Origin of the sequence: Novosphingobium sp. IK01, from assembly GCF_033242265.1 — a bacterium.
Lineage (GTDB): Bacteria > Pseudomonadota > Alphaproteobacteria > Sphingomonadales > Sphingomonadaceae > Novosphingobium > Novosphingobium pituita.
In genome coordinates, this window is record NZ_BTFW01000001.1 from 1,629,255 (window position 1) to 1,652,295 (window position 23,041).

Sequence of the window (23,041 nt, forward strand, 5' to 3'; positions counted from 1 at the left end):
CGGCAAATACCGGTTTCCTGTTCTGTCAGCCCAGCTTGGTCTTCAGCACCTGGTTGACCAGTTGCGGATTGCCCTTGCCGGCCATGGCCTTCATCGTCTGGCCCACGAAGAAGCCGAACAGGGCTTCCTTGCCGCCGCGATACTGTTCGACCTTGTCGGCATTGGCAGCCAGCACGGCGTCGACCGCCGCTTCGATGGCGCCGGTGTCGGTCGTCTGCTTGAGGCCTTCACGCTCGACGATGGCAGCAGCGCCCTCGCCGGTTTCCAGCATCTTTTCGAGCACCTGCTTGGCGATCGAGCCCGAGATCGTGCCGTCGCCGACAAGGGCGAGAAGTTCGGCGGCGCTTTCGCAGGTCACCGGGCTGTCTTCGAGGCCCTTGCCCAGCTTGTTGAGCGCGCCAAACAGCTCGCTCGTCAGCCAGTTGGCAGCCTGCTTGGCCACCGCCGCTTCATCCTTGCCCTGCTTGGCCGCGCTCGCCGCGATCAGGGTTTCGAACCAGCGCGCCGTGTCGACATCGGCGGTCAGCACGCCCGCGTTATAGGCCGAGAGCCCCAGAACCTCGGTGTAGCGCGAACGCTTGGCGTCGGGCAGTTCAGGCAGGCTGGCGCGGCAATCGGCGAGGAAGGCCTCGTCGAGTTCGAGCGGCAGCAGATCGGGATCGGGGAAGTAGCGATAGTCGTGCGCGTCTTCCTTGCTGCGCATCGAGCGGGTCGTGCCGGTGCCCGGATCGAACAGGCGGGTTTCCTGCACGATCTTGCCGCCCGCTTCGAGCACGTCGACCTGACGGCTCGCCTCGTGTTCGATGGCGGCCATCACGAAGCGCACCGAGTTGACGTTCTTGGTTTCGGTGCGGGTGCCCAGCGGCTCGCCCGCGCGGCGCACCGAGACGTTGACGTCGGCGCGCATCGAGCCCTGATCCATGTTGCCGTCGCACGAGCCGACATAGCGCAGGATCTGGCGCAGCTTGGTGAGGTAAGCCCCGGCCTCGGCGGGCGAGGCCATGTCCGGGCGGCTGACGATTTCCATCAGCGCCACGCCCGAGCGGTTGAGGTCGACATAGGACATCGTCGGGTGCTGGTCGTGCATCAGCTTGCCCGCGTCCTGCTCGACGTGGATCCGCTCGACGCCGATCACCTTGGTGCCCGCATCGGGGTTCTTGTCGTCGAGCGCGATCTCGATCGAACCTTCGCCCACCAGCGGGTGGTAGAGCTGGCTGATCTGGTAGCCCTGCGGCAAGTCGGCATAGAAGTAGTTCTTGCGGTCGAACCGCGACCACGCGTTGATCTGCGCGCCGATGGCCATGCCGGTGCGCACCGCCTGACGGATGCACTCGCGGTTGGGCACGGGCAACATGCCGGGCATGGCCGCGTCGATCAGGCTGACCTGGGTGTTGGGCTCGGCACCAAAGGCGGTGGCCGAACCGGAAAAAAGCTTGGCGTTGGAGGTGACCTGGGCGTGAACCTCAAGCCCGATCACCACTTCCCATTCGCCCGTGGCGCCCTGGATACGATAGCTGCTCATCTTACCACCACTTACCCGGCTTGGCCGAAAACTGTGCGCGCTGTTCCAGCGCGAGGCTCGCGTTCAACACGCCCTGCTCGTCGAGCGGGCGGCCGATCACATGAAGGCCCAGCGGCAGACCGTCCGAAGACAGCCCGGCGGGAACCGACATGCACGGCAGGCCCGCAAGGCTGGCCGGAACCGAGAACACGTCGTTCAGGTACATTTCCACCGGGTCGGTGCTCTTCTGCCCGAGGGCGAAGGGCGCCGTGGGCGCGGTGGGGGTGAGGATCACGTCCACCTCCTCGAAGGCCTTCATGAAGTCCTGCGAGATCAGCGCGCGGACCTTCTGGGCCTGGGTGTAGTAGGCGTCGTAGAAGCCTGCCGAGAGGACATAGGTGCCGATCATGATGCGGCGCTTGACCTCGTCGCCGAAACCGGCGGCGCGGGTGGCGGCATACATCTCCTGAAGGTTCGCGCCTTCGGGCAGTTCGCGCAGGCCATAGCGCACGCCGTCATAGCGCGCGAGGTTCGACGAAGCCTCGGCCGGAGCGATGATGTAGTAAGTCGCCAGCGCATATTTGGTGTGCGGCAGCGAGATGTCGACCACGTCCGCGCCCGCATCCTTGAGCCAGGCGATGCCCTGGTCCCAGCTCTTCGCCACGTCGGCGTCGAGGCCATCGACACGATATTCGCGCGGAATGCCCACCTTCTTGCCGCGCAGGTCCGCGCTCAGGCCCGCTTCCCAGTCCGGGACCGGCAGGTCGAGGCTGGTCGAATCCTTGGGATCGAAACCGGCCATGGTTTCGAGCATGATCGCACAGTCGCGCACGTCGCGCGCCATCGGCCCGGCCTGGTCGAGCGACGAGGCAAAGGCCACGATGCCCCAGCGCGAGCAGCGGCCATAAGTCGGCTTGATGCCCGAAATGCCGGTGAAGGCGGCAGGCTGGCGGATCGAACCGCCGGTGTCGGTGCCGGTCGCCGCCGGGGCGATCCGCGCGGCCACCGCCGCCGAAGAGCCGCCCGACGAGCCACCGGGCGCCAGCGGCGTGGTGTCGCCATCCTTGCGCCAGGGCGAGATCACTTTGCCAAAGGCGCTCGATTCGTTCGACGAACCCATCGCGAACTGGTCGAGGTTGAGCTTGCCCAGCATGCCCGCGCCCGCATCCCACAGCTTCTGCGAGACCGTGCTTTCATAAGGCGGCACGAAACCTTCGAGGATGTGGCTGGCGGCGGTCGTCTGCACGCCCTTGGTGGCGAACAGATCCTTCATGCCGATCGGCACGCCGGCCATCTTGCCCAGCGGCTTGCCCGCGGCGCGGTCGGCATCGACCTTTGCTGCGGCTTCCAGCGCCGCTTCGGGCGTGGTGACGATAAAGGCGTTGAGCGCATCCTGCGCGCCAGCGACGGCGGCGTTGAAGGCGCTGGCCACTTCGGTGGCGGAAAAGGCGCCCGTGCTCACCCCGTCGCGGATGGCGGCAACGCCAAGTTCGGTAATGTCAGTCATCTGGTCGGACCGATCGTTTGCGCATGGCAGGCCCCGCCCGCCATGCAGAGAAAGTCAGGAAAGCGGCCAAACGGCCCGCTTATTCGATCACCTTGGGCACGCCAAAGAAGCCGTGTTCGGCCACCGGCGCATTGGCGAGCACCGCATCGCGGATGTCGCCGCCGGTCAGCGGATCGGCGTTCACCACGTCGTCGCGCAGGCGCAGGTGGTTGGGGATCACCGCGGTCATCGGGCTGACCCCGGTCACGTCCACTTCGCCCAATTGCTCAACCCAGGCCAGAATGCCGTTAAGCTCGGGCACCATGGCCTCAAGCTGGGCCTCGGTAACCTTGAGGCGGGCGAGACTGGCGATCTTCGCCACGTCGGCGGTATTCACGGACATGCCGTCCCTTTCATGCGGGGGTTCGATACAAACAGGAACACCGCGCGCTACCATCGCACGCGGTGTCCTTCAAGCAGGTCGGATCGCGCGGCGGGGCCTGCAATGGCGGCCCCGGCTGCGATCTGCCGCGAATCAGTTGGCCGGAACCGGAGCCGAGCCGGGGACAGCCCCGCCCATCGCGCCACCCATTCCGCCGCGCGCCTGCATTTCCTGCTGCATGGCCTGCATGGCGGCCTGCTGCTTCTGGAGTTCGGCGGCGCTGCGGAAATCGAGCAGTTCGACCTCGAAGACGAGATCGCTGTTGGCGGGAATGGCGATCTCGCCATTGCGGCCGGGCATCGCCTGGCTGCCATAGGCCAGCGCAGCGGGGATTTCGAGGCGGTACTTGCCGCCGACCTTCATCTTCTGGAGCCCCTGCGAGAAGCCGGGGATCACGCCCTGGATCGGCATGACCGCGTTTTCGCCACGGTCGAATTCCTTGCCCGTGCTGGCGAGGCGACCGACATAGTTGACGAGGGCGACGTCAGCCGTGGTCGGCGACTTGCCGTTGCCGTCCTTGAGGGCAACGACCTTCACTTCGCTGTAGTGGACCGGGCGCATCGTCCAGGCCAGGGCAATGCCCACCAGCACGGCAACAATCACGCCCAGCCAGACCTTGGCGAGCGAGCCCTTGGCGACGGGCTGCAACGGAACGCGGGTGATTTCCGACATAGGTATCCTCTGGGGGTTTCCCTCTGGGTTGTCCCTTGATGGGCCTGCAATGGGCCAGCCCCCGTCGAGGCGCGCCCTACGGCGTCGATCTTCGCCTGATTCGAACCGTCCGGAATCGAAAACAAACGAAAAGGGCGCCGTGATTCACGGCGCCCTCTTGGCCCAGCCAAGGGCCTATCGCAAGTCCTCAATGCAGCGGAACAGGCCCGCTGCAGAGCACCTTACTTCGCGCCGTCGCGTTCCTGGCGCTTGCGCTCCAGCTTGCGGGCGCGGCGCACGGCAGCGGCCTTTTCGCGGGCGCGCTTTTCCGACGGCTTTTCAAAGTGACGGCGCAGCTTCATTTCGCGGTACACGCCTTCACGCTGCAGCTTCTTCTTCAGAGCGCGAAGAGCCTGATCAACATTGTTGTCGCGAACGAGAATCTGCATAAACCGACACACCTCAAAAAAGCTTCGGGCGAGAGCCCGCAGCCGCGCGGGGGTCACCAGATATCAGGAACACAAAACGGGCCGACTCCGAACAGAGGCGGCTCGAACTGGCGGGGCCACTAGCGATTCTGGCGACAGAAGGCAAGCAATGTCGTGCATTTTGCGGGCAAAGGTCTTATGGGCGCGACCATGACTTCTTTCAAATCCTCTCACGGCGCGCGCAAAGACGCCGGCAGCGGCTCCGGCATCGGCGGCCCTTCCGATGCCGTGCGCCAGTTTACCGTCAAGGCCGACGACAACGATGTGCGCCTCGACCGCTGGTTCAAGCGCCACCTTCCCCAGGTCAGTTTCGCGATGGTCTCGCGCTGGGCCCGCACCGGCCAGATCCGCGTCGATGGCAAGCGCGCCGATGTCGACACGCGCCTCACGACCGGCCAGGTGCTGCGCGTGCCGCCCGCTGGCGGGCCGCTTCCGCTCGCAGGCGGGGGCAAGGGCGCCAGGGTGCGCAAGCCGCTGACCGAAGAACAGATCCATCTGGCCCAGGATATCGTTCTCGAACAGGATCGCGCGGCCATCATCATCAACAAGCCGCCCGGCCTTGCCACGCAGGGCGGCAGCGGCACCCACGAACACGTCGACGGCCTGCTCGATGCCTATGCCCACGACGGCGACCCGCGCCCCCGCCTCGTCCACCGTCTCGACAAGGACACCTCGGGCGTCCTGCTCGTCGCGCGCACGCCGGGCAGCGCGGCCTTCTTCTCCAAGCGATTCTCGGGCCGCACCGCGCGCAAGATCTACTGGGCGCTGGTCATGGGCATTCCCGAGATCAGCGACGGCATGATCGAACTGCCGCTGGCCAAGCAGCCGGGCACGGGCGGCGAAAAGATGATGGTCGACGAAAGCGAGCACGGCCTGCCCTCGCGCACCCGCTATCGCGTGATCGACCGTGCGGGCAATCGCGCCGCCTGGGTCGAGCTTCAGCCGTTCACCGGCCGCACCCACCAGCTGCGCGTCCACATGGCGGCCATCGGCCACCCGATCGTGGGCGACGGCAAGTATGGCGGACAGGCCGCGTTCCTGACCGGCACGATCAGCCGCAAGCTCCACCTCCATGCCCGCCGCCTGCGCATCGAGCATCCCGAGGGCGACCTGATCGATGTGACCGCCCCCCTGCCCGAACACTTCGCCAAGAGCCTCGAACAACTGGGCTTCACCGAAAGCGAGGGCGACCTTCCGCTCGAAGCGCCGGTGCTGGTCGATCCCAAGGAAACGCAGAAGCGCGCGGCCAAGGCCCACGCCAAGCAATACCGCAAGGAACGCCGGGGCGAACGCCGCAAGCGCGCCGATAGCGAGGGAACCGGCGGCGCACGCAAGCCCACCGGACAGCGCGCCAAGCCGGCCGGGAAACCCGCGGCCGGAAAACTCACGGGTGGCAAGCCCGCAGGGGGCAGGCCGGGTGGAAAACCGGCCGGAAAGCCTGCCGGCCCCAAGACCGCCGGAAAACCGCGCCCGGCCCCTGCCGCCGCGCGCCGCCCCACCTCCAACCGTTCCGCCCCCAAACGCTGAGACCCGAGCGAGAAGGCCCCCTTTCATGACCCTCCGGCTAGCCATCTTCGATTGCGACGGCACGCTGGTCGACAGCCAGGCCGACATCGGCGCGGCCATGGACGGGGCCTTCCACGCGCTCGGCCTCGTGCCCCCGCCCCGCAGCGAGACCCGGCGCATCGTCGGCCTCTCGCTGGTGGAGGCGATGCGCCGCCTCCACACCCGGGGCGACCACGACACGCACCTGGCCCTTGCCGAAGCCTACAAGGCCGCGTTTCGCGCCCGGCGCGAGGCGGGCATGGTCGGCGAGCCGCTCTATGAAGGCATCGCCGGGCTGGTCGAGGATCTGGCCGCGCGCGGCTGGCTGCTGGGCGTGGCCACCGGCAAGAGCGACCGGGGGCTGGCCCATTGTCTCGCCACCCATGGCCTCGCGCGCCATTTCGTCACCCTCCAGACCGCCGACCGCCACCCGTCCAAGCCGCATCCGAGCATGATCGAGGCCTGCCTCGACGCAACCGGGGCCGAACCGGCGCTGACGGTGATGATCGGCGACACCGCGTTCGACATGGCCATGGCGCTCAACGCCGGGGTCCGCGCGATCGGGGTGGACTGGGGCTATCACGAACGCGCCGAGCTGATCGCGGCGGGCGCCCATGCCGTGGCCGGAACCATCACCGAACTGGCCCAGTTGCTCGACGCGGTGAACTGAAAACAAAAAATCAACAGGTTACATCATGCCATCGTCCACCATGGGGCGCTTTGCCCTGCTGCAATTCCTGCGCGTGATCGGCACGCTGATCGTGATGATCGGCGCCATGGCCTCGACCGGGCAGGCGCCCGCGCTCTCCTTCATCCCCCACGCGGCGGCCATGCCGATGGCCTTTGTCGGCCTTGCCGTGTTCTTTGTCGCCCCGCGCCTGCTCGCGCGCCGCTGGAAGACCCGTCCATGAAGCGTTTCTACACCACCGTCAGCGTCCAGAACGAAGCAGGCGGCTACCGCGTCTGCCTCGACGGGCGCGGCATCCGCACCCAGGGTGGCCAGCCCCAGATCGTGCCGGGCGAAGCCCTTGCCCAGGCCATGGCCGCCGAATGGGCCGATCAGGGCGACGAAATCGACACGACCCGCTTCGTCTTTCGCGACATGGCCGACTATGCGCTCGATGTCGTCACCCCGCAATTCGCGCAGACGGTCACCGACCTGCTCCCTTATGGCGAGACCGACACCCTGTGCTACCGGGCCGAGCCCGACGAGGCCCTCGCCGCCCACCAGCGCCTGCTGTGGGAACCGCTGGTGACGATGGCCGAAGCCCGCCTCGGCGTTGAATTCGTGCGCGTCTGCGGGATCATCCACAAGCCGCAGAGCCCCGCCACGATGGCCGCGCTGCGCGGCGAACTCGAAGCGCTTTCGCCCTTCGCGCTGGCCGCCCTCCACAACACCGCCTCGCTCTCGGCCTCGCTGATCGTGGGCCTTGCCGCGCTCGATCCCCAGGCCGACCTCGTCGCGCTGTGGGACGCGGCGAGCGCCGAGGAAGACTGGCAGGCCAGCCTCTGGGGCAAGGACGAGGAAGCCCTCGCCCGCCGCACCCGCCGGGGTGAAGCCTTCGCCCAGGCCGCCCGCTTCGCCCATCTCGCCGGCTGCTAATTCGAAATTCGCCTGAAGGCGAATTTCGGTTCGGCACCGGCCCGCTCCCCCACCCGGCCTCCCATAGGGTACTATCGTAGGGAGGCCGGGTGGGGGAGCGGGCCGGTGCCGAACGATCCGAAACAAAGTTTCGGATCACCCACAAATCAAGCCCTCCTTGCGAGTCGCTCCTACAAGGCTTATCTTTCTTCCATGGCTATCCGCGAAATCCTTGAAGTCCCCGATCCGCGCCTGAAGCAGATCTCGGCCCCGGTCGAAGCGTTCGACGACGACCTGCGCACCCTCGTGGCCGACATGTTCGACACGATGTACGACGCGCCGGGCATCGGCCTTGCCGCGATTCAGGTCGGCGTTCCGCTGCGCGTGCTGGTGATCGACCTCCAGCCCGAAGACGAAAATGCCGAGCCCGAGCATTGCCACGACCACGGCTGCGGCCATTCGCACCGTCCGTCGATCCGCGAGCCGCGCGTCTTCATCAACCCGGAAATCCTCGATCCGTCGGAAGACCAGACGATCTATCAGGAAGGGTGCCTCTCGGTGCCCGAGATCTATGCCGACGTGAAGCGCCCCTCGCGCATCCGCGCGCGCTGGCAGGATCTGGACGGCCAGACCCACGAGGAAGCCCTCGACGGCTTGCTGGCCACCTGCCTCCAGCACGAGATGGACCACCTCGAAGGCATCCTGTTCATCGACCACCTCTCGCGCCTCAAGCGCCAGATGGCGCTCAAGAAGCTCGACAAGCTGCGCAAGGCCGCCTGAGGGGCCTCCACAGCAAACACGAAAAGCCCGCCGTTTTGGCGGGTTTTTTGTTGCCCTGTGGCGACTTGCCGAGTTGCGCGACTCTCCCGATTGCCCTACGTTCCCCCTCTGTTCTGAAATGGAGGCCGTGTGGGCGCGCTTGTTTTCGTGATTGTGGCTCTGGTCGTGGGGGCCGGTCTCGGCTGGTTTCTGGGCACGCGCCCTCTGGCGCAGGCGCAGGCAGATGCCCGCACCGCGCAGGGGCAGGTCAAGGCCATGGCCATCGATCTGGCGACAATGGCCGAACGCACGCGCCAGAGCGAACAGGTCGCAATGCAGCGCGATGCCCTGCGTAGCGAGCGCGACAGCCTCTCGGCCCAGCTCGCCGCCGCCCATGAACGCGCGCACGAGGCCGACGCCTTGCGCGACGCGCTGCACGCCGCGCGCGAACAGCGCGAGGATCTGGCCGCGCAAGTCGCCCGGCTCACCGCCGATGCGCTCCATTTCGACGAGCAGAAGCGCCTGCTGATCGCCTCGCAGGAGGCGCTGCGCCGCGAGTTCGAGAACGCAGGCAACAAGGTTCTGGAAAAGGCGCAGGAAACCTTCCTCGCCCGCGCACAGGAACGCTTCGTCCAGAGCGAGGAAAAGTCCGCCCAGGCCCTCGCCGCGCTGCTCGCCCCGGTCGACCAGCGGCTCAGGAGCTATGAGGAACAGGTCAGCCGCCTCGAAAAGGAGCGCGTCGACGCCTTCGGCAACCTCACCGGCCTGATCCAGTCGATGCGCGAAGGGCAGGAACAGGTCCGGGCCGAGGCCGCGCGGCTGGGCAATTCGCTGCGCAACGCGCCCAAGGCGCGCGGGCGCTGGGGCGAACAGCAATTGCGCAACGTGCTCGAACAGTGCGGATTGTCCGAGCACACCGACTTCATCACCGAACATTCGGTCGATACCGACGAAGGCCGCCTGCGCCCGGACGCCATCGTGAAGATTCCGGGCAACAAGCTGCTGGTGATCGACGCCAAGGTCTCGCTCAACGCCTATCAGGATGCCTTCGAGGCGGTGGACGACGCCGCGCGCGCGGCGGCGCTGACCGCCCATGTGCAATCGATGCGCAACCACATCCAGACGCTGGGCACCAAGGCCTACCAGAGCCAGTTCGAGGACGCGCCCGACTATGTGCTGATGTTCGTGCCGGGCGAACACTTCATCGCCGCGGCCCTCGAACGCGATCCCTCGCTGTGGGACTTTGCATTCGAGCGCAAGGTGCTGCTGGCCTCGCCCACCAACCTCGTGGCGATCTGCCGCACGGTCGCGCAAGTCTGGCGGCAGGACGGCCTCGCCCGCGAGGCGCGCGAAATCGGGCGCATGGGCGGCGAACTTTACGACCGCATCCGCGTGGCCGCCGAGCACCTCAAGCGCGTGGGCTCGGGCCTCGAATCGGCGGTGACCAACTACAACAAGTTCGTCGGCAGCTTCGAGCGCAACGTGCTCTCCTCGGCCCGCCGCATGCGCGAGAAGCACATCGAGATTTCCAGGGAAATCGAGGAAGCCCCGCTGGTCGAAACCGCGCCGCGCTATGGCGCCGCCGATGTCGTGCCGGAATCGGGGCCAGAACCGGTCGCGGAACCGACCCTTGCACCATCCGTTGCCCTCGAACACAGTCCCGAACAGGCAGCAGCAGGATAGGCAAGACACCATGAGGCGCGGCAGGACGAGGCCCGGCAGGACAAGGGCAACGGCACTTTCATTGGCCTTGTGCGCCGCGCTGGCCGGATGCGGCCCGGACAAGACCACAGAGGATGGCTCCACGCAGGAAAGCCCCTCTGCCGTGCCCGGCCCGTCCTCTGCCCCCGAAGCCGCCGCTTCGCCCGAACCTTCCGCCCGTCCGGCCCCTTCCCCCCCGTTCGTCGCCGCCGACACCGCCTCGGCCCTGCCGGCCATGGCGCTGCCGCCGCGTGACGATTGCGCGGGCCAGCCGGGCTGGGCCGAGTTTCGCGCCCGGCTCGCCGCTGCGGTCGCCACGCGCGACGCACAGGCCCTCGCGGACCTGTCCGCGCGCGATGTCACGCTCGATTATGGCGGCGGCCATGGCCCCGCCTCGTTGCGAAAGCAGCTTTCGGCGCCCTCTGGCGCGGCGATCTGGGCCGATCTGGCGCGGATCATGCCGCTGGGCTGCGCAATCGACGGACAAATGGCGACGATGCCGTGGTTCTTCGCCCACTTGCCCGAAACCGTCGATCCGGGGATGACCATGCTGGTGACCGGCAGCGGCGTGCCCTTGCGTGCGCGGCCTTCCGACACGGCCCCCGAAGTGGCCCGGCTCGACTGGGCGCTGGTCAGCCTCGCGCCGGGCTTCAACCCGGCAGCGCGCTATGCCGCAGTGATCACCGGCAGGCCCCAGCGCAAGGGGTGGGTGGCGATGGATTCGCTGCGCAGCCTGCTGGCACGGCGGATTCTGGCCGAACAAACCGGGGATGGCTGGCGGATCGCGGCGGTGATTGCGGGGGATTGAGAGCTCCTGCCCCTCCACCACCCGCTTGCGCGCGCGGTCCCCCTCCCCGCTCGCGGGGAGGATCAGGTCCTCCCCATGAAATGGGGAGGTGGCAGCCCGTCAGGGCTGACGGAGGGGTTTTGTCAGCTCGCGGGCCTCTTCGGGCACACGCACTCCGAGGCAAGGAATTGAGAGCACCGCCCCTCCACCACCCGCTTGCGCGGGCGGTCCCCCTCCCCGCTCGCGGGGAGGATCAGGTCCTCCCCATGGAATGGGGAGGTGGCAGCCCGTCAGGGCTGACGGAGGGGGTTTGTCAGCGCGGCTGCATGTCGCGGGCCTCTTCGGGCACGCGCACTTCGAGGCCGTCGAGGCTGTCGTCGAGAACGATCTGGCAGGCCAGACGGCTGGTCCGGGTGACGCCGACGGCAAGGTCGAGCATGTCTTCCTCGTCTTCGGAGGCTTCATCAAGCCGGTCGAACCAGGCTTCGGCGACAACGACATGGCAGGTCGAGCAGGCCATCTGGCCCTCGCACGTCCCTTCGAGCGGAAGCCCGGCATTCTGGCCGAGTTCGAGCAGCCGCTGCCCAGCCTCGCCCTCGGCGACGACAGGTTCGCCAGTGGCGGTGAGGAAGGTGACGCGGACCATAGGCTCTAGACTCCCTGCGCTTGGACCGCCGCATGAAGCACGGCGGCTGCCTCTTCGAGGTCCTCTTCCCTTGTATAGCGTCCGAACCCGATCCGGATCGTGGTTTTTGCTTCCCTGTCCGAAAGTCCGATGGCGCGCAAGACATGGCTGGGCCGTCCCGACCCGCTTGCGCAGGCAGAACCTGCTGAAAAGGCAAGAGCGCGACATTCCGACAACAGCCGAGCGACATCGAGACCCGGCAGCCTCAGGCTGAGGTTGCCATGCCAGCGACGGTCGGGATCGCCATTGAGCGTCCAGCGCGCGAACAAGGAACGCGCGAGGGTCCACAGGCGTTCCACATGGGCTCCGTCGGCCTCGCGCCGCGCCACACACAGCGCCGCCGCCGCGCCGAACCCGACGCACAGCGCGGGGCTCAGCGTGCCCGAGCGCAAGCCGCCTTCCTGCCCGCCGCCGTGGATCAGCGGGGTCAGCTCCACCCCGTCGCGCACCCAGAGCGCGCCGATGCCCTTGGGCCCATGGAGCTTGTGCGCCGAAACCGCGATCAGGTCCGCCTCAGGCGGAGGGGCCAGCTTGCCGGCGCCCTGCACCGCATCGCACAGGAATAGAGCGCCCATGGCATGGGCCCGCGCGGCCAGTTCGGCCACCGGCTGGACCGTGCCGATCTCGTTGTTGACCTGCATGACCGCGACCAGCCCGGTCCCCTCAGGGATCGCCACCGCCGGATCGACCAGCCCGGCATGATCGACCGGCAGCACGGCCAGCGCGGGATCATGGAACCGTGCGGTATCGAGCACGGCGGCGTGTTCGATGGCCGAAACCGCCAGAGCGCGCCTGCCGGTTCCCAGAATCGCCAGATTGAGCGCCTCGGTCGCGCCCGAGGTGAAGATCACCCGGCCACCGGGCGGAAACAGCCCCGCCACTTGCCCACGCGCCACCTCGACCGCCGCCGCTGCCGCGCGGCCTGCGCGGTGGGGGCTGTGGGGGTTGGCAAATCCCATGGCTTCGGGGCCTGCCAGCCAGGGCAGCATCGCCGCGCGCGCTTCGGGGGCGAGCGGGGTGGTCGCCTGATAGTCGAGGTAGATCACGCCAGCCCCGCAATCGTGCGCCATGCGTCGCAAAAGCGGTCGATGTCGGCCCCGGTGGTTTCCCGCCCGATCGAAACGCGAATCACCTCCCCGGCGTGCTCCACGCCCATCGCGCCCAGCACATGGCTGGTGCGCAGCGAGCCCGACGAACAGGCGCTCCCCGCCGAAACGGCAATGCCCAGCCCGTCGAAACGGATCAGTTGCGCCGTGGCGGACTTGCCGGGCATCCGGTAGGCGCCGATGGTCGGCAGGCGCGGGGCCTGTGCCGCGATCACTTGCGCGCCCATCGCCACCAGGTCCCGTTCGAGACGCTCGCGCAGGCGCGCGGCCTCACCCAGCCAGCCGGCCCCGGCCTCCAGCGCGGCGGCCATGGCCAGGGCGCCGGGCAGGTTCTCGGTACCGGGGCGATAGCCGCGCTCCTGCCCGCCGGTCGGTTCAAGCAAGGCCCAGTCGCGCACCAGCAGCGCGCCCATGCCGATCGGCCCGCCAAACTTGTGCGCCGAAAGCACGATCAGGTCGGCCTCGGGCAAGGCCAGCTTGCCCGCCCCTTGCGCCGCATCGACGAGCAGGACACCCCCCGCCCCGCGCACGGCTGCGCCGATGGCGTCGAGCGGCTGGATCACCCCGGTCTCGTTGTTGACCTGCTGAACGCAGACCAGCCCGGAAACGGCAGCCTGCGCCGGATCGACAAGGCCCTGTCCATCGACCCCCAGCCGCGCGGCGCCACCCGCCAGCCGCAGGACGGCCTCGTGCTCGACCACGCTGACCGCCGCCAATGGCGCCCTGGAGCGACCCATTGCCAGCGCCAGCCCCTCGCTCGCCCCGCTGGTGAGGACGACTTCGCCCGGCCAGCCCAGCGCGGCCCCGATCCTGCGCCGCGCGTCTTCCAGCGCGGCGCGCGCGGCGCGGCCTGCGCGGTGCGGGCTCGACGGATTGGCCCAGAGCGCAAAGCCCTCAAACAGGGCCTCGCGGGCAGCAGGGAGGAGCGGCGTGGTGGCAGCATGATCGAGGTAGAGCGAGGCCGACAACGAGAAATCCCGGAAAAGTTGCGTTTTGAGGGTTGCTTTCTATATAGCGGTCAGTTCCATGCCCAGCCCCTCCCCGTGCATTTCCTTGCGCGGGTGGCAGGCCGGCCCAGCCAACAGGTTCATCAGGTCAACGATGCCCGCAGTCATCTTCCCCGGTCCCGAAGGCCGCCTCGAAGGGCGCTTCCAGCCCGCCACGCGCAGCCGCGCCCCCGTCGCCATGATCCTGCACCCCCATCCGCAGGCTGGTGGCACGATGAACGACCGGGTTACCCAGGCGCTCTACAAAACCTTTGTCGCACGCGGCTTTGCCACGCTCCGCTTCAACTTTCGCGGGGTCGGGCGCAGCCAGGGCAGCTTCGACAATGGCGTGGGCGAACTCTCGGACGCGGCGGCCGCGCTCGACTGGGTGCAGTCGATCCATCCCGAAGCCTCCTCGACCTGGATCGCGGGCTATTCGTTCGGCGCGCTGATCGGCATGCAGTTGCTGATGCGCCGCCCGGAGATTCGCGGCTTCATCTCGGTCGCTCCGCCGGCCAACATGTATGATTTCAGCTTCCTCGCGCCGTGCCCGGCCTCGGGCATCATCGTGCAGGGCTCGGCCGATACGGTCGTGACCCCCAATGCGGTACAGAAGCTGGTCGACAAGCTGCGCACGCAAAAGCACATCACGATCCACCACGACGAGATCCCGCGCGCCAACCACTTCTTCGAGAACGAGATGGACGAGATGATGCGCTCGGTCGACAATTACCTCGACTTCCGCCTCTCGCCCGAGTGCCCGATCCGCTGACTTCAGCGCCCGGACCAATACAAAAAGCCCCGGCAGATCGCTCTGCCGGGGCTTTTTTGTCGGATGTCGTCCCGCCTGCTCAGGCGGAAACGGGGGCCGCGTTGCGCACGCCTTCATCGACATGCTCGGCAAACTGCTCGAAGTTGTCGATGAACTTCCTGACCAGTTCCTGCGCGGTCTTGTCGTACTCGACCGGATCGGCCCAGGCCCCGCGCGGATCGAGCAGCGCGGTGTCAACACCGGGAACCGCGACGGGAACCTCGAAGCCGAAGTTGGGGTCTTCGCGGAATTCGGCCTCGTTCAGGCTGCCGTCGAGCGCGGCGTTGAGCAGGGCACGGGTGGCCTTGATCGGCATGCGCTTGATGCCTTCCATCGTGGCCTTGCCGCCCGACCAGCCGGTGTTGACCAGCCAGCACTTGACCCCGCCCTTGGCGATCCGCTCCTTGAGAAGGTTGCCATAGACCGAGGGATGGCGCGGCATGAACGGCGCGCCAAAGCAGGTCGAGAAGGTCGCTTCCGGTTCGGTCACGCCGATCTCGGTGCCCGCCACGCGCGCGGTATAGCCCGAGAGAAAGTGGTACATCGCCTGATCGGGGGTGAGCCGCGCGATCGGGGGGAGCACGCCATAGGCGTCCGCCGTCAGGAAGATGAGGTTGGCCGGAACCGGGCCGAGGTTCTTTTCCGAGGCGTTCGGGATGAAGTCGATCGGGTAGGACCCGCGGCTGTTTTCGGCAAGGCTCGCATCGTCGAGGTCGATCTCGCGGGTGACCGGATCGATCACCACGTTTTCGAGAACGGTGCCAAAGCGCTTGGTCGTGGCGTAGATTTCCGGCTCGGCCTCGGCCGAAAGGCGGATCATCTTGGCGTAGCAGCCCCCTTCGAAGTTGAACACGGCGGTGTCCGACCAGCCATGTTCATCGTCGCCGATCAGCGTGCGGCTGGCATCGGCCGAAAGGGTCGTCTTGCCCGTGCCCGACAGGCCGAAGAACACCGCCGTCTTGCCATCGGCGCCGATATTGGCCGAGCAGTGCATCGGCATCACGCCCTTGACCGGCAGCAGGTAGTTGAGGATGCCGAAGACCGACTTCTTCATCTCGCCCGCATAGGCCGTGCCGCCGATCAGGATCAGCTTCTCGGTGAAGTTGACCGCCACCACCGTCTCGCTGCGGCAGCCGTGGCGCGCCGGGTCGGCCCGGAAGGTGGGCAGGTCGATGATCGTGTATTCAGGCTCGAAACCGGCCAGTTCTTCAGGCTTGGGGCGCACGAGCAGGGTGCGGATGAACAGGTTGTGCCAGGCCAGTTCGTTGATCACGCGCACGTTGACGCGATGCTCGGGCTGCGAACCGCCGAACAGGTCGGCCACGTAGAGGCGTTCCTTGTCCGCCAGCGCGGCGATGAAGTCTTCCTTGAGCGCGGCGAAATGCTCCGGGCTCATCGCCACGTTGGTCTTGCCCCACCACACGGTGCTTTCGGTCTCATCGTCGCGGACGATGAACTTGTCCTTGGCCGAACGGCCGGTGTGCTTGCCGGTGGCCACCACGAAGGGGCCATCCTTGGCCAGCAGGCCTTCGCCATGGCGCACCGCATGCTCGATCAGCGGGGCTGTGCCCAGATTGGCAAAGATCGTGGCGACTTCGGGAAAACCCTGCTGCGACAGGGACACGTTCAGGCTGTTGACGGACATCTCTTGCCTCCCATTGGCAGGTCCGCCGCACTCGCCGCTCCCTTGTGGAGCATTGGGCGACGCGCAGACCGCTCGATTGCAACACTGCCGGTTCGAACCGTGGGCATTCGCGTCATTCGCGGAGCCGTTCTGACGCTGGACCGTTCCGGCGCTGGACCGTCCCGACCATGAATACGAATGCATGATTCCTTCTTCGGATAATCGAGCCCCCCCTCCCCGTCAAACCGGATCACGCCAAGATTTTTGCGCAGCAAGTTGCACAATCTTCAACTGTGGCCACCGCGTCGCCACGGGTCATCATGCATTAACCACACGCCCGCGCGAGCCCGATACCGGGGCTTTCTTGCCAGTGCCGGAAAAGCGCCGTATTCTGGGCTTTTCATGCCTGTGCATGCCATCCGGCACGCCGGGACGTCCCCGTTTCCGCCCACCCCGTCAGGTTGCCGATGCCAAGCCATCATGCCCACAACGCCCGCCCCTGATCCCGCCGAAATGGCGCCGATTGCCCCGGCCCAATCCGCCGTGTCCCCCGCAGCAGCCCCCGCCGATCTCCAGACGACGGGGCACGCCGGCGCAGGCGTGCAAGTCCGCCGGGTGATCGCGCTGGTCGACGATGACCGCAACATCCTGACCACGGTTTCCATCGCGCTCCAGACCGAAGGCTTTGCCACGCGGCTCTACAACGATGGCGACACCGCGCTCAAAGCCCTGCTCGACAACCCGCCCGACCTTGCCGTCTGCGACATCAAGATGCCGCGCATGGACGGGCTGGAAATGCTGCGCCGCCTGCGCGAGCAGAGCGAGCTTCCGGTGATCTTCCTGACCAGCAAGGACGACGAGGCCGACGAGGCGCTGGGCCTGGCCATGGGCGCAGACGACTACATCGCCAAGCCCTTCAGCCAGCGCCTGCTGATCGCCCGCATCCGCGCGATCCTGCGCCGCAGCGAGATCGTCTACCGCGACACCGCCACCACCCCCGATACCGAACCGGCCGAGACCCTGCCCGAGCCGATCCGCCGGGGCCGCCTGACGATGGACCCGGCGCGCCATGTCGTGACCTGGGACGACAAGCTGGTCTCGCTCACCGTGACCGAGTTCCTGATTCTGGAGGCGCTCGCACTGCGCCCGGGCGTCGTGCGCACGCGCGACCAGTTGATGAACGCGGCCTATCACGACGATGTCTTCGTCGACGATCGCACGATCGACAGCCATATCAAGCGCCTGCGCCGCAAGTTCCGCGCCGTCGATTCCCAGTTTGCCGCCATCGAGACGCTCTATGGCGCGGGCTACAGCTTTACCGATGAATGAGTAGCCCGCCCCCCATGAGCAGCCTCCCATGAGCAGGGACGATCCCGTGGCGGTGGTCGATCCGCCCGCCACGCGCCCCCCGCCGCGCCTGCTTTCGCCGCGTTCGCTGCGCCCGCGCGGGCTCTCGCTGACCGCGCGCATTCTGGCCGTCAACGTGATTGCGCTGGCCCTGCTGGCGGGCAGCTTCTTCTATCTCGACAGCTACCGCACCCAGCTTCTGGGCGAACGCTTCAAGCTCGCCCGTGCCGAGGCCGAGATCGCCGCCGATGCACTCGACCGCCACGATGCGGCCACGCAGGCCGAACTGCTCGTGCGGATCGGGCGCCAGCAACACTTGCGCCTGCGCCTGTTCGATGCCCGTGGCGCGCTGCTGGCCGACAGTTTCGTGCTGGCCCCGCCCACGTTCACCCTGGCCGATCCCGACCGCCAGGCCTGGTACCAGAACGCCGCGCGGCTGCTCGATCGCGGGGTCGATTTCATCGTCGGTGCGCCCCCGGTCGAACAGTATCAGGAACCGGCCAGCTCGGGCGCGGTCAGCTGGCCCGAAGTGCGCCGGGCGCGCCGGGCCGGAACCACGCAAGTCCATTTGCGCTACGCCCCCGACCGTACTCCGATCCTGACCGCCGCCACCCCGGTCGGCACCGGTGGCGAAATGCTGCTCACCATGCGCAACGCGGTCGACATCACCCAGGCCGTGCGCGATGCGCGCCAGACGCTGGTGATCATCATCGGGCTGGCGCTGCTGCTCTCGGTCCAGCTCTCGCTGTTCCTCGCGCGCACCATCGTCCAGCCGCTGCGCGCGCTCGTGCGGGCGGCGGTGCGCGTGCGGCTGGGGCGCGAGCGCGAGGTCGTGGTTCCCCGCCTGCCTGACCGGGGCGACGAGATCGGCCTGCTCGCCCGCGCCTTTTCCGACATGACGATGGCCCTGCGCCACCGCATCGACGCGGTCGAAAGCTTTGCCGCCGATGTCGCCCACGAGCTCAAGAACCCGCTGGCCAGCCTTGCCAGCGCGGTCGAATCGCTCGACCGCGTCGAAGACCCGGCCCTGCGCCGCCAGTTAACCGCGATTGCCACCCACGATGTCCAGCGCCTCGACCGGCTGATCACCGAAATTGCCGACGCCAGCCGGATCGACGCCGAACTGAGCCGCGCCACTTTCGTCCGGCTCGATCTGGCCGCGCTGGCCGCGCAAGTGGTGGGCGCCCGCGGCGCGCGCGAGACACGCGGGGGCGCGGTGATCCGCCTTGCCCCGGCTTATCCCGATCCGGCCTTCACCGGCCCGTTTCCCGCTCCGCTGCTCCAGCCGCTGCCCCCGCTGGTGGTGGGCGACGGGATGCGGCTCGAACGGGTGCTGGAAAACCTGCTCGACAATGCCGTCTCGTTCTCGCCGCCGGGCGGCATCGTCGAGGTGGCGGTCTGGACCGAAGGGGGCGGCACCGACGACTTTGCCCGCGTGCTGCTCAGCGTGACCGACCAGGGGCCCGGCATCCCTGTCGAAGGACGCGACAAGGTCTTCGAGCGGTTCCATTCGGTGCGTCCGGCGGGCGAGGCCTTTGGCGCGCACAGCGGGCTGGGGCTGGCCATCGCGCGCACCATCGCCGAGGCCCACGACGGCAGCCTGACCATCCTCGACCGCCCCGACGGCGCGCGCGGGGCCTGCCTCGTGCTGACCCTGCCCCATGCCGGGGAAGTTGTCGCATGATCGTCCATCAGGCGAGCGCAGTGGTCATCGACGGGCGCGCCCTGCTGATCGAGGGGCCGCCGGGCAGCGGAAAATCGAGCCTCGCGCTCGCGCTGATCGACCGGGGGGCGATTCTGCTGGGCGATGACGGGGTCGTGCTCAGCGCCCCTGACGGACGCCTGTGCGCCGCGCCCCACCCCAATACCGCCGGGCTGATCGAGGTGCGCAACCTGGGCATCCTGCCCTTCCCCCATGCCGGACCCGATCCGGTGCCGGTCGCGCTGGTCGTCGTGCTCGACCGGCAGGCCCCGCGCTTTGTCGAGGCCGCGCAGACCGTCCTGCGCGGCGGATGGCCGGTGCCGTTGCTCCACTTGTGGCCCGAGAGCCAGGCCCTGCCCTTGCGCGCCGAACTCGCCCTGCGGCATCACGGACTGGTCTGAAAGCCGCGCGACGATCACCCTTTTCTTTGCCCGTCGATGGGCGCACAAGGCCCCTCATGTCGACCCCGTCCACTGCCCCGCAACCCCAGCGCGTCCTCCTCGTCACAGGCCTGCTGGGCGCGGGCAAGACCACCGCGCTGCGCACACTCGAAGACCTCGGCTGGGAAGCCATCGACAACTTCCCGATCCGCCTGCTCGACCGCCTGCTCGAAACCGAACCGGGGCAGACTGCCGGGGCGGCGGCAGGGGCGGCAGGGGGCGATACGGCCACCCCGCTGGCCATCGGCTTCGACACCCGCACGCGGGGTTTCGATCCCCAGACCATCATCGAACGGGTCAAGGCGCTCCTGACGCGCAGCGATCTTTCGGTGACGACGCTGTTCCTCGATTGCGGCGGGGCCGAACTCGAACGCCGCTACAACGAGACCCGCCGCCGCCATCCGATGAGCGATGACCGCCCCGCCGCCAGCGGCATCGCCGCCGAGCGCGAGCTGCTTTCCCCGCTGCGCCGCTGGGCCGACGTGGTGATATCCACAACCGATTTCACCACCAACGACCTGCAACAGGCGATCCGCCAGCAATTCGCCGCGCTCTCGCCGAGTCGGACCACGATAACCGTCAGCAGTTTCGGCTTTTCACGGGGCACGCCCCCGCTCGCCGACCTCGTTTTCGACATGCGTTTCCTTGCCAATCCCCACTGGGACGAGGCCTTGCGCCCGATGACCGGCAAGGACGCCCCGATCGGCGCCTATATCCGCCAGGATCCGGCCTATGCCGAGGCTTACGAACGGATTCTCGGGCTTCTCCTGCTCCTGCTCCCCCGATTCGAGGCACAGGGGAAAGCCTATGTGCACATCGCCTTTGGCTGCACCGGCGGGCGCCACCGCTCGGTGTTCATGGCTGAACAGATCGCACAAGGCTTGCGCGACGCGGGTTTTTCTCCCACATTGTTGCATCGCAACCTCGCCTCGCGCGGGGCCAACCTTCTCGAAGGGGCCCAGGCGGTGCAGGTGTGATGTTTGATCTTGCTGTAAAAGTTGGAATAATTGCAACAGGATCGGCAAATCAACGATAATGTGCGTGGCATCAAAGCACAGCACACCGGGAGCGGGACGGTTTTGAAAGACATGCCTTGTGAATGCCAGAATTCTGGCAGCCCGCATGTGCCCGCCAAGGCTCTGTTAAGCCTGGCCATGGTACCTTGCACGGCTGCATTGCGGAGTCCGTTCCCTTCATGATCGGTCTGATTCTCGTCACCCACGGCGCCCTTGCCGACGAATTCATCCATGCGATGGAACATGTCGTGGGCCGACAACAGGACATCATCGGTGTCTGTATCGGCCCCAACGACGACATGGAGCGTCGCCGCAAGGAGATCGCCGATGCCATTCGCCGCGTCGACAGCGGCGAAGGTGTCATCATCCTCACCGACCTGTTCGGTGGCACCCCCTCCAATCTGGCCATCTCGCTGATGGAAGCGGGCCGGATCGAGGTCATCGCCGGGATCAACCTTCCCATGCTGATCCGTCTTGCCAAGGCGCGCGGATGCATGAATGTTCGCGATGCCACGGCCGCCGCGCGCGATGCCGGGCGCAACTACATTACGATCGCGTCGGAATTCCTGGGCCAGGATGCCTGATTTCCAGCCGCGACGCCACCGGGAGGGCAAGCCTTGACGACCAATCAGACCTATGTCGCCCGCGAGACGATCACCATCGTCAACCAGCGCGGCCTCCACGCCCGCGCGAGCGCCAAGTTCGTCAACGCCGTTGCCAAGCTCCCCTCCGGGGTGAGCGTCACCGTGCTCAAGGACGGGACCGAGGCCAATGGCGGCTCGATCCTGGGCCTGATGATGCTGGGCGCGGCCAAGGGCGATTGCATCGACGTGGTCGTCGCCGGCCCTGAAGAAGAGGCCGATTCGGTGCTGCTCAAGCTGGCGGGCCTCGTCAAGGACGGCTTCGGCGAAGACTGAGCACTTGCCCCGCGCCCGGCGCTGACGCATGGGAGCGCGCATGTTTCGCCGCACGATCACCGGGTTTTCCAATCCCACCGTCAAGTTTGTCCGCAGTCTGCGCGACAAGAAGCACCGCAGGCGCGAGCGCAAGTTCCTGGCCGAGGGCCTGCGCCTGCTGACCGATGCGCGCGAAGGCGGGCGCCTGCCCGAAATCCTGCTGATGGCGCAAGGGCGCGAGGGGCACCCGCTGCTCGACGAACTCGAACAGGCCACGGCCAGCGCCGGGGGCGACGTGATCGAGGTTCCGGTCGACATCCTCGCCAAGATCACCGGCAAGGACAACCCGCAGGCCGTCGCCGGGGTCTTTGCCGAGTGGGACACCTCGCTCGCCACGATCACGCGCGAGGCCGCCCCGCTCTGGCTGGTGGCGCAGGCCATGCGCGATCCGGGCAATCTGGGCACGATGCTGCGCACCGCCGACGCGGTGGGCGCGGGCGGGCTGATCCTGCTCGACGATTGCGTCGATCCGTTCTCGGTCGAGGCCGTGCGTGCCAGCATGGGGGCGATCTTCACCCAGCACCTCGCGCAGGCGCGCTGGGACGAATTCCTGCCCTGGCTGCGCGGTGGTGCCGGGCAACTGGTGGCGGCTTCCTTGCGCGAGGCGGTGCCCTATCGCGGCGCGCCTTATGCCGCCCCCTGCTTCGTGATGGTCGGCAACGAATCGCGCGGGCTGCCCGAGGACTATGAACTGGCCTGCGACTTGCGCGTGACGATGCCGATGAAAGGCCGCGCCGACAGTCTGAACGCCGCCGTGGCCGGGGCCGTGCTGGCCTACGAGGTTCTGGCCAGCCTCGAAGGCTGAGTCATTACACCGGACGCCGCGCGCGCAGGGCCTGCGCCAGCGTGCCCTCGTCCATGTAGTCCAGCTCCCCGCCCACCGGCAGGCCATGGGCCAGTTGCGTCACCCGCACGGGCAGGCCTTCGAGGCGCTCGGCGATGTAGTGCGCGGTCGTCTGCCCTTCGAGCGTGGCATTCATCGCCAGCACCACTTCGTCGATCCCGCCGGCCCCCACGCGGTCGAGCAGGCGGGCGATGGTCAGGTCTTCGGGGCGCACCCCTTCGAGCGCGGAAAGCCGCCCGCCCAGCACGTGATAGCGCCCGGTGAACAGCCGCGCGCGGTCGAGCGCCCACAAGTCGGCCACATCCTCCACCACGCAGAGCGCGCGCGCATCGCGGCGCGGATCGGCGCAGATCCCGCACGGGTTCGTCGTGTCGACATTGCCGCACACGTCGCATTCCACCAGCTTTTCGCGCACGGCTTCGAGCGCGGCCAGCAACTGGGGCAGCGCGGATTCGCGCCGCTTGATCAGCCAGAGCACGGCACGCCGCGCCGAGCGGGGGCCAAGGCCGGGCAGACGGGCCAGCGCGCCTGAAAGCGCCTCGATCTCTTGCGATGCCATGGCGCGACAGATAGGGCCGGGCG

25 protein-coding genes are annotated in these 23,041 nt (G+C 67.6%); 15 read left to right on the top strand and 10 right to left on the bottom strand.

The features are described 5' to 3' along the window. Positions 1–25: 25 nt before the first annotated feature. The 5 genes from gatB to rpsU form a co-directional block, all read right to left on the bottom strand. The gene (gene gatB / locus SBI20_RS07550; protein WP_317974476.1) at positions 26–1,522 is read right to left on the bottom strand and encodes an Asp-tRNA(Asn)/Glu-tRNA(Gln) amidotransferase subunit GatB; all 1,497 of its coding nucleotides are present in this window, start codon (positions 1,520–1,522) and stop codon (positions 26–28) included. 1 nt (position 1,523) lies between these two features. Continuing rightward, positions 1,524–3,008 (bottom strand): Asp-tRNA(Asn)/Glu-tRNA(Gln) amidotransferase subunit GatA, encoded by a 1,485-nt coding sequence (gene gatA / locus SBI20_RS07555; protein ID WP_317974477.1) that lies wholly within the window; start codon positions 3,006–3,008, stop codon positions 1,524–1,526. Positions 3,009–3,087: 79 nt separating this feature from the next. Continuing rightward, positions 3,088–3,390: an Asp-tRNA(Asn)/Glu-tRNA(Gln) amidotransferase subunit GatC gene (gene gatC, locus SBI20_RS07560; RefSeq protein ID WP_317974478.1), complete on the bottom strand. Its 303-nt coding sequence runs from the start codon at positions 3,388–3,390 to the stop codon at positions 3,088–3,090. A gap of 132 nt (positions 3,391–3,522) precedes the next feature. Continuing rightward, positions 3,523–4,101 carry an FKBP-type peptidyl-prolyl cis-trans isomerase gene (locus SBI20_RS07565; protein ID WP_317974479.1) on the bottom strand — a complete coding sequence of 193 codons (579 nt, stop codon included), beginning with the start codon at positions 4,099–4,101 and terminating at the stop codon, positions 3,523–3,525. 221 nt (positions 4,102–4,322) lie between these two features. Then, positions 4,323–4,529, bottom strand: coding sequence for a 30S ribosomal protein S21 (gene rpsU / locus SBI20_RS07570; RefSeq protein ID WP_011446475.1), 207 nt, complete (start codon positions 4,527–4,529; stop codon positions 4,323–4,325). A gap of 189 nt (positions 4,530–4,718) precedes the next feature. Between rpsU and SBI20_RS07575 the strand changes: the two genes are divergently transcribed. The 7 genes from SBI20_RS07575 to SBI20_RS07605 all read left to right on the top strand — a co-directional run bounded on the left by SBI20_RS07575 (position 4,719) and on the right by SBI20_RS07605 (position 10,963). Continuing rightward, positions 4,719–6,095, top strand: coding sequence for an RluA family pseudouridine synthase (locus tag SBI20_RS07575; protein ID WP_317974480.1), 1,377 nt, complete (start codon positions 4,719–4,721; stop codon positions 6,093–6,095). Between the two features lie 25 nt (positions 6,096–6,120). Continuing rightward, positions 6,121–6,783, top strand: coding sequence for an HAD-IA family hydrolase (locus SBI20_RS07580; RefSeq protein WP_317974481.1), 663 nt, complete (start codon positions 6,121–6,123; stop codon positions 6,781–6,783). Positions 6,784–6,808: 25 nt separating this feature from the next. Further along, positions 6,809–7,024 carry a hypothetical protein gene (locus SBI20_RS07585; protein ID WP_317974482.1) on the top strand — a complete coding sequence of 72 codons (216 nt, stop codon included), beginning with the start codon at positions 6,809–6,811 and terminating at the stop codon, positions 7,022–7,024. Then, positions 7,021–7,716, top strand: a complete 696-nt coding sequence (locus SBI20_RS07590; RefSeq protein WP_317974483.1) for an ATP12 family chaperone protein — start codon at positions 7,021–7,023, stop codon at positions 7,714–7,716. Before SBI20_RS07585 ends, SBI20_RS07590 begins: the two co-directional genes overlap by 4 nt. Before the next feature lie 192 nt (positions 7,717–7,908). Beyond that, positions 7,909–8,475 carry a peptide deformylase gene (def, locus tag SBI20_RS07595; RefSeq protein ID WP_317974484.1) on the top strand — a complete coding sequence of 189 codons (567 nt, stop codon included), beginning with the start codon at positions 7,909–7,911 and terminating at the stop codon, positions 8,473–8,475. A 129-nt stretch (positions 8,476–8,604) separates the two neighbouring features. Then, positions 8,605–10,137 (top strand): DNA recombination protein RmuC, encoded by a 1,533-nt coding sequence (locus SBI20_RS07600; RefSeq protein WP_317974485.1) that lies wholly within the window; start codon positions 8,605–8,607, stop codon positions 10,135–10,137. Positions 10,138–10,198: 61 nt separating this feature from the next. Next, positions 10,199–10,963 (top strand): hypothetical protein, encoded by a 765-nt coding sequence (locus SBI20_RS07605; protein ID WP_317974486.1) that lies wholly within the window; start codon positions 10,199–10,201, stop codon positions 10,961–10,963. A 292-nt stretch (positions 10,964–11,255) separates the two neighbouring features. Here SBI20_RS07605 and SBI20_RS07610 read toward each other — a convergent pair whose 3' ends face one another. From SBI20_RS07610 to SBI20_RS07620, 3 genes are read right to left on the bottom strand one after another with little or no spacing between them, the layout of a single operon-like run. Further along, on the bottom strand, positions 11,256–11,588 hold the full coding sequence (locus SBI20_RS07610) for a 2Fe-2S iron-sulfur cluster-binding protein (RefSeq protein ID WP_317974487.1): 333 nt from the start codon (positions 11,586–11,588) through the stop codon (positions 11,256–11,258). 5 nt (positions 11,589–11,593) lie between these two features. Then, on the bottom strand, positions 11,594–12,673 hold the full coding sequence (locus SBI20_RS07615) for a cysteine desulfurase family protein (protein ID WP_317976073.1): 1,080 nt from the start codon (positions 12,671–12,673) through the stop codon (positions 11,594–11,596). Continuing rightward, positions 12,670–13,701, bottom strand: coding sequence for a cysteine desulfurase family protein (locus tag SBI20_RS07620; protein ID WP_317974488.1), 1,032 nt, complete (start codon positions 13,699–13,701; stop codon positions 12,670–12,672). Before SBI20_RS07620 ends, SBI20_RS07615 begins: the two co-directional genes overlap by 4 nt. A gap of 133 nt (positions 13,702–13,834) precedes the next feature. On the opposite strand from SBI20_RS07620, the gene SBI20_RS07625 reads away from it, so the two are divergent. After that, positions 13,835–14,491 (top strand): alpha/beta hydrolase, encoded by a 657-nt coding sequence (locus SBI20_RS07625; RefSeq protein ID WP_317974489.1) that lies wholly within the window; start codon positions 13,835–13,837, stop codon positions 14,489–14,491. Positions 14,492–14,570: 79 nt separating this feature from the next. On the opposite strand, the gene SBI20_RS07630 is transcribed toward SBI20_RS07625, so the two are convergent. Continuing rightward, the gene (locus tag SBI20_RS07630) at positions 14,571–16,175 is read right to left on the bottom strand and encodes a phosphoenolpyruvate carboxykinase (protein WP_317974490.1); all 1,605 of its coding nucleotides are present in this window, start codon (positions 16,173–16,175) and stop codon (positions 14,571–14,573) included. Between the two features lie 492 nt (positions 16,176–16,667). Between SBI20_RS07630 and SBI20_RS07635 the strand changes: the two genes are divergently transcribed. From SBI20_RS07635 to SBI20_RS07665, 7 genes are all read left to right on the top strand, one after another. Then, positions 16,668–17,483 carry a response regulator transcription factor gene (locus tag SBI20_RS07635; protein ID WP_411911550.1) on the top strand — a complete coding sequence of 272 codons (816 nt, stop codon included), beginning with the start codon at positions 16,668–16,670 and terminating at the stop codon, positions 17,481–17,483. Positions 17,484–17,511: 28 nt separating this feature from the next. After that, positions 17,512–19,185: a sensor histidine kinase gene (locus SBI20_RS07640; protein WP_317974492.1), complete on the top strand. Its 1,674-nt coding sequence runs from the start codon at positions 17,512–17,514 to the stop codon at positions 19,183–19,185. Further along, positions 19,182–19,604, top strand: coding sequence for an HPr kinase/phosphorylase (locus SBI20_RS07645; protein ID WP_317974493.1), 423 nt, complete (start codon positions 19,182–19,184; stop codon positions 19,602–19,604). Before SBI20_RS07640 ends, SBI20_RS07645 begins: the two co-directional genes overlap by 4 nt. Before the next feature lie 56 nt (positions 19,605–19,660). Continuing rightward, entirely contained in the window at positions 19,661–20,620 is a 960-nt protein-coding gene (rapZ, locus tag SBI20_RS07650; RefSeq protein WP_317974494.1) for an RNase adapter RapZ, read from the top strand. 218 nt (positions 20,621–20,838) lie between these two features. Next, positions 20,839–21,243, top strand: a complete 405-nt coding sequence (locus SBI20_RS07655) for a PTS sugar transporter subunit IIA (RefSeq protein ID WP_317974495.1) — start codon at positions 20,839–20,841, stop codon at positions 21,241–21,243. 33 nt (positions 21,244–21,276) lie between these two features. Then, positions 21,277–21,576: an HPr family phosphocarrier protein gene (locus SBI20_RS07660; RefSeq protein WP_317974496.1), complete on the top strand. Its 300-nt coding sequence runs from the start codon at positions 21,277–21,279 to the stop codon at positions 21,574–21,576. A gap of 40 nt (positions 21,577–21,616) precedes the next feature. Beyond that, positions 21,617–22,420: a TrmH family RNA methyltransferase gene (locus tag SBI20_RS07665; protein ID WP_317974497.1), complete on the top strand. Its 804-nt coding sequence runs from the start codon at positions 21,617–21,619 to the stop codon at positions 22,418–22,420. Positions 22,421–22,424: 4 nt separating this feature from the next. On the opposite strand, the gene recR is transcribed toward SBI20_RS07665, so the two are convergent. Beyond that, a complete protein-coding gene (gene recR, locus SBI20_RS07670; protein ID WP_317974498.1) occupies positions 22,425–23,018 on the bottom strand; it encodes a recombination mediator RecR in 594 nt (197 codons plus the stop codon). Between the last annotated feature and the right edge of the window lie 23 nt (positions 23,019–23,041).

What these genes read in the sequence shown, in the direction of transcription:
- gatB (WP_317974476.1), bottom strand. Translation starts at nt 1,522, where the DNA reads ATGAGCAGCTATCGTATCCAGGGCGCCACGGGCGAATGGGAAGTGGTG.
- gatA (WP_317974477.1), bottom strand. Translation starts at nt 3,008, where the DNA reads ATGACTGACATTACCGAACTTGGCGTTGCCGCCATCCGCGACGGGGTG.
- gatC (WP_317974478.1), bottom strand. Translation starts at nt 3,390, where the DNA reads ATGTCCGTGAATACCGCCGACGTGGCGAAGATCGCCAGTCTCGCCCGC.
- SBI20_RS07565 (WP_317974479.1), bottom strand. Translation starts at nt 4,101, where the DNA reads ATGTCGGAAATCACCCGCGTTCCGTTGCAGCCCGTCGCCAAGGGCTCG.
- rpsU (WP_011446475.1), bottom strand. Translation starts at nt 4,529, where the DNA reads ATGCAGATTCTCGTTCGCGACAACAATGTTGATCAGGCTCTTCGCGCT.
- SBI20_RS07575 (WP_317974480.1), top strand. Translation starts at nt 4,719, where the DNA reads ATGACTTCTTTCAAATCCTCTCACGGCGCGCGCAAAGACGCCGGCAGC.
- SBI20_RS07580 (WP_317974481.1), top strand. Translation starts at nt 6,121, where the DNA reads ATGACCCTCCGGCTAGCCATCTTCGATTGCGACGGCACGCTGGTCGAC.
- SBI20_RS07585 (WP_317974482.1), top strand. Translation starts at nt 6,809, where the DNA reads ATGCCATCGTCCACCATGGGGCGCTTTGCCCTGCTGCAATTCCTGCGC.
- SBI20_RS07590 (WP_317974483.1), top strand. Translation starts at nt 7,021, where the DNA reads ATGAAGCGTTTCTACACCACCGTCAGCGTCCAGAACGAAGCAGGCGGC.
- def (WP_317974484.1), top strand. Translation starts at nt 7,909, where the DNA reads ATGGCTATCCGCGAAATCCTTGAAGTCCCCGATCCGCGCCTGAAGCAG.
- SBI20_RS07610 (WP_317974487.1), bottom strand. Translation starts at nt 11,588, where the DNA reads ATGGTCCGCGTCACCTTCCTCACCGCCACTGGCGAACCTGTCGTCGCC.
- SBI20_RS07625 (WP_317974489.1), top strand. Translation starts at nt 13,835, where the DNA reads ATGCCCGCAGTCATCTTCCCCGGTCCCGAAGGCCGCCTCGAAGGGCGC.
- SBI20_RS07630 (WP_317974490.1), bottom strand. Translation starts at nt 16,175, where the DNA reads ATGTCCGTCAACAGCCTGAACGTGTCCCTGTCGCAGCAGGGTTTTCCC.
- SBI20_RS07635 (WP_411911550.1), top strand. Translation starts at nt 16,668, where the DNA reads ATGGCGCCGATTGCCCCGGCCCAATCCGCCGTGTCCCCCGCAGCAGCC.
- SBI20_RS07640 (WP_317974492.1), top strand. Translation starts at nt 17,512, where the DNA reads ATGAGCAGGGACGATCCCGTGGCGGTGGTCGATCCGCCCGCCACGCGC.
- SBI20_RS07645 (WP_317974493.1), top strand. Translation starts at nt 19,182, where the DNA reads ATGATCGTCCATCAGGCGAGCGCAGTGGTCATCGACGGGCGCGCCCTG.
- rapZ (WP_317974494.1), top strand. Translation starts at nt 19,661, where the DNA reads ATGTCGACCCCGTCCACTGCCCCGCAACCCCAGCGCGTCCTCCTCGTC.
- SBI20_RS07655 (WP_317974495.1), top strand. Translation starts at nt 20,839, where the DNA reads ATGATCGGTCTGATTCTCGTCACCCACGGCGCCCTTGCCGACGAATTC.
- SBI20_RS07665 (WP_317974497.1), top strand. Translation starts at nt 21,617, where the DNA reads ATGTTTCGCCGCACGATCACCGGGTTTTCCAATCCCACCGTCAAGTTT.
- recR (WP_317974498.1), bottom strand. Translation starts at nt 23,018, where the DNA reads ATGGCATCGCAAGAGATCGAGGCGCTTTCAGGCGCGCTGGCCCGTCTG.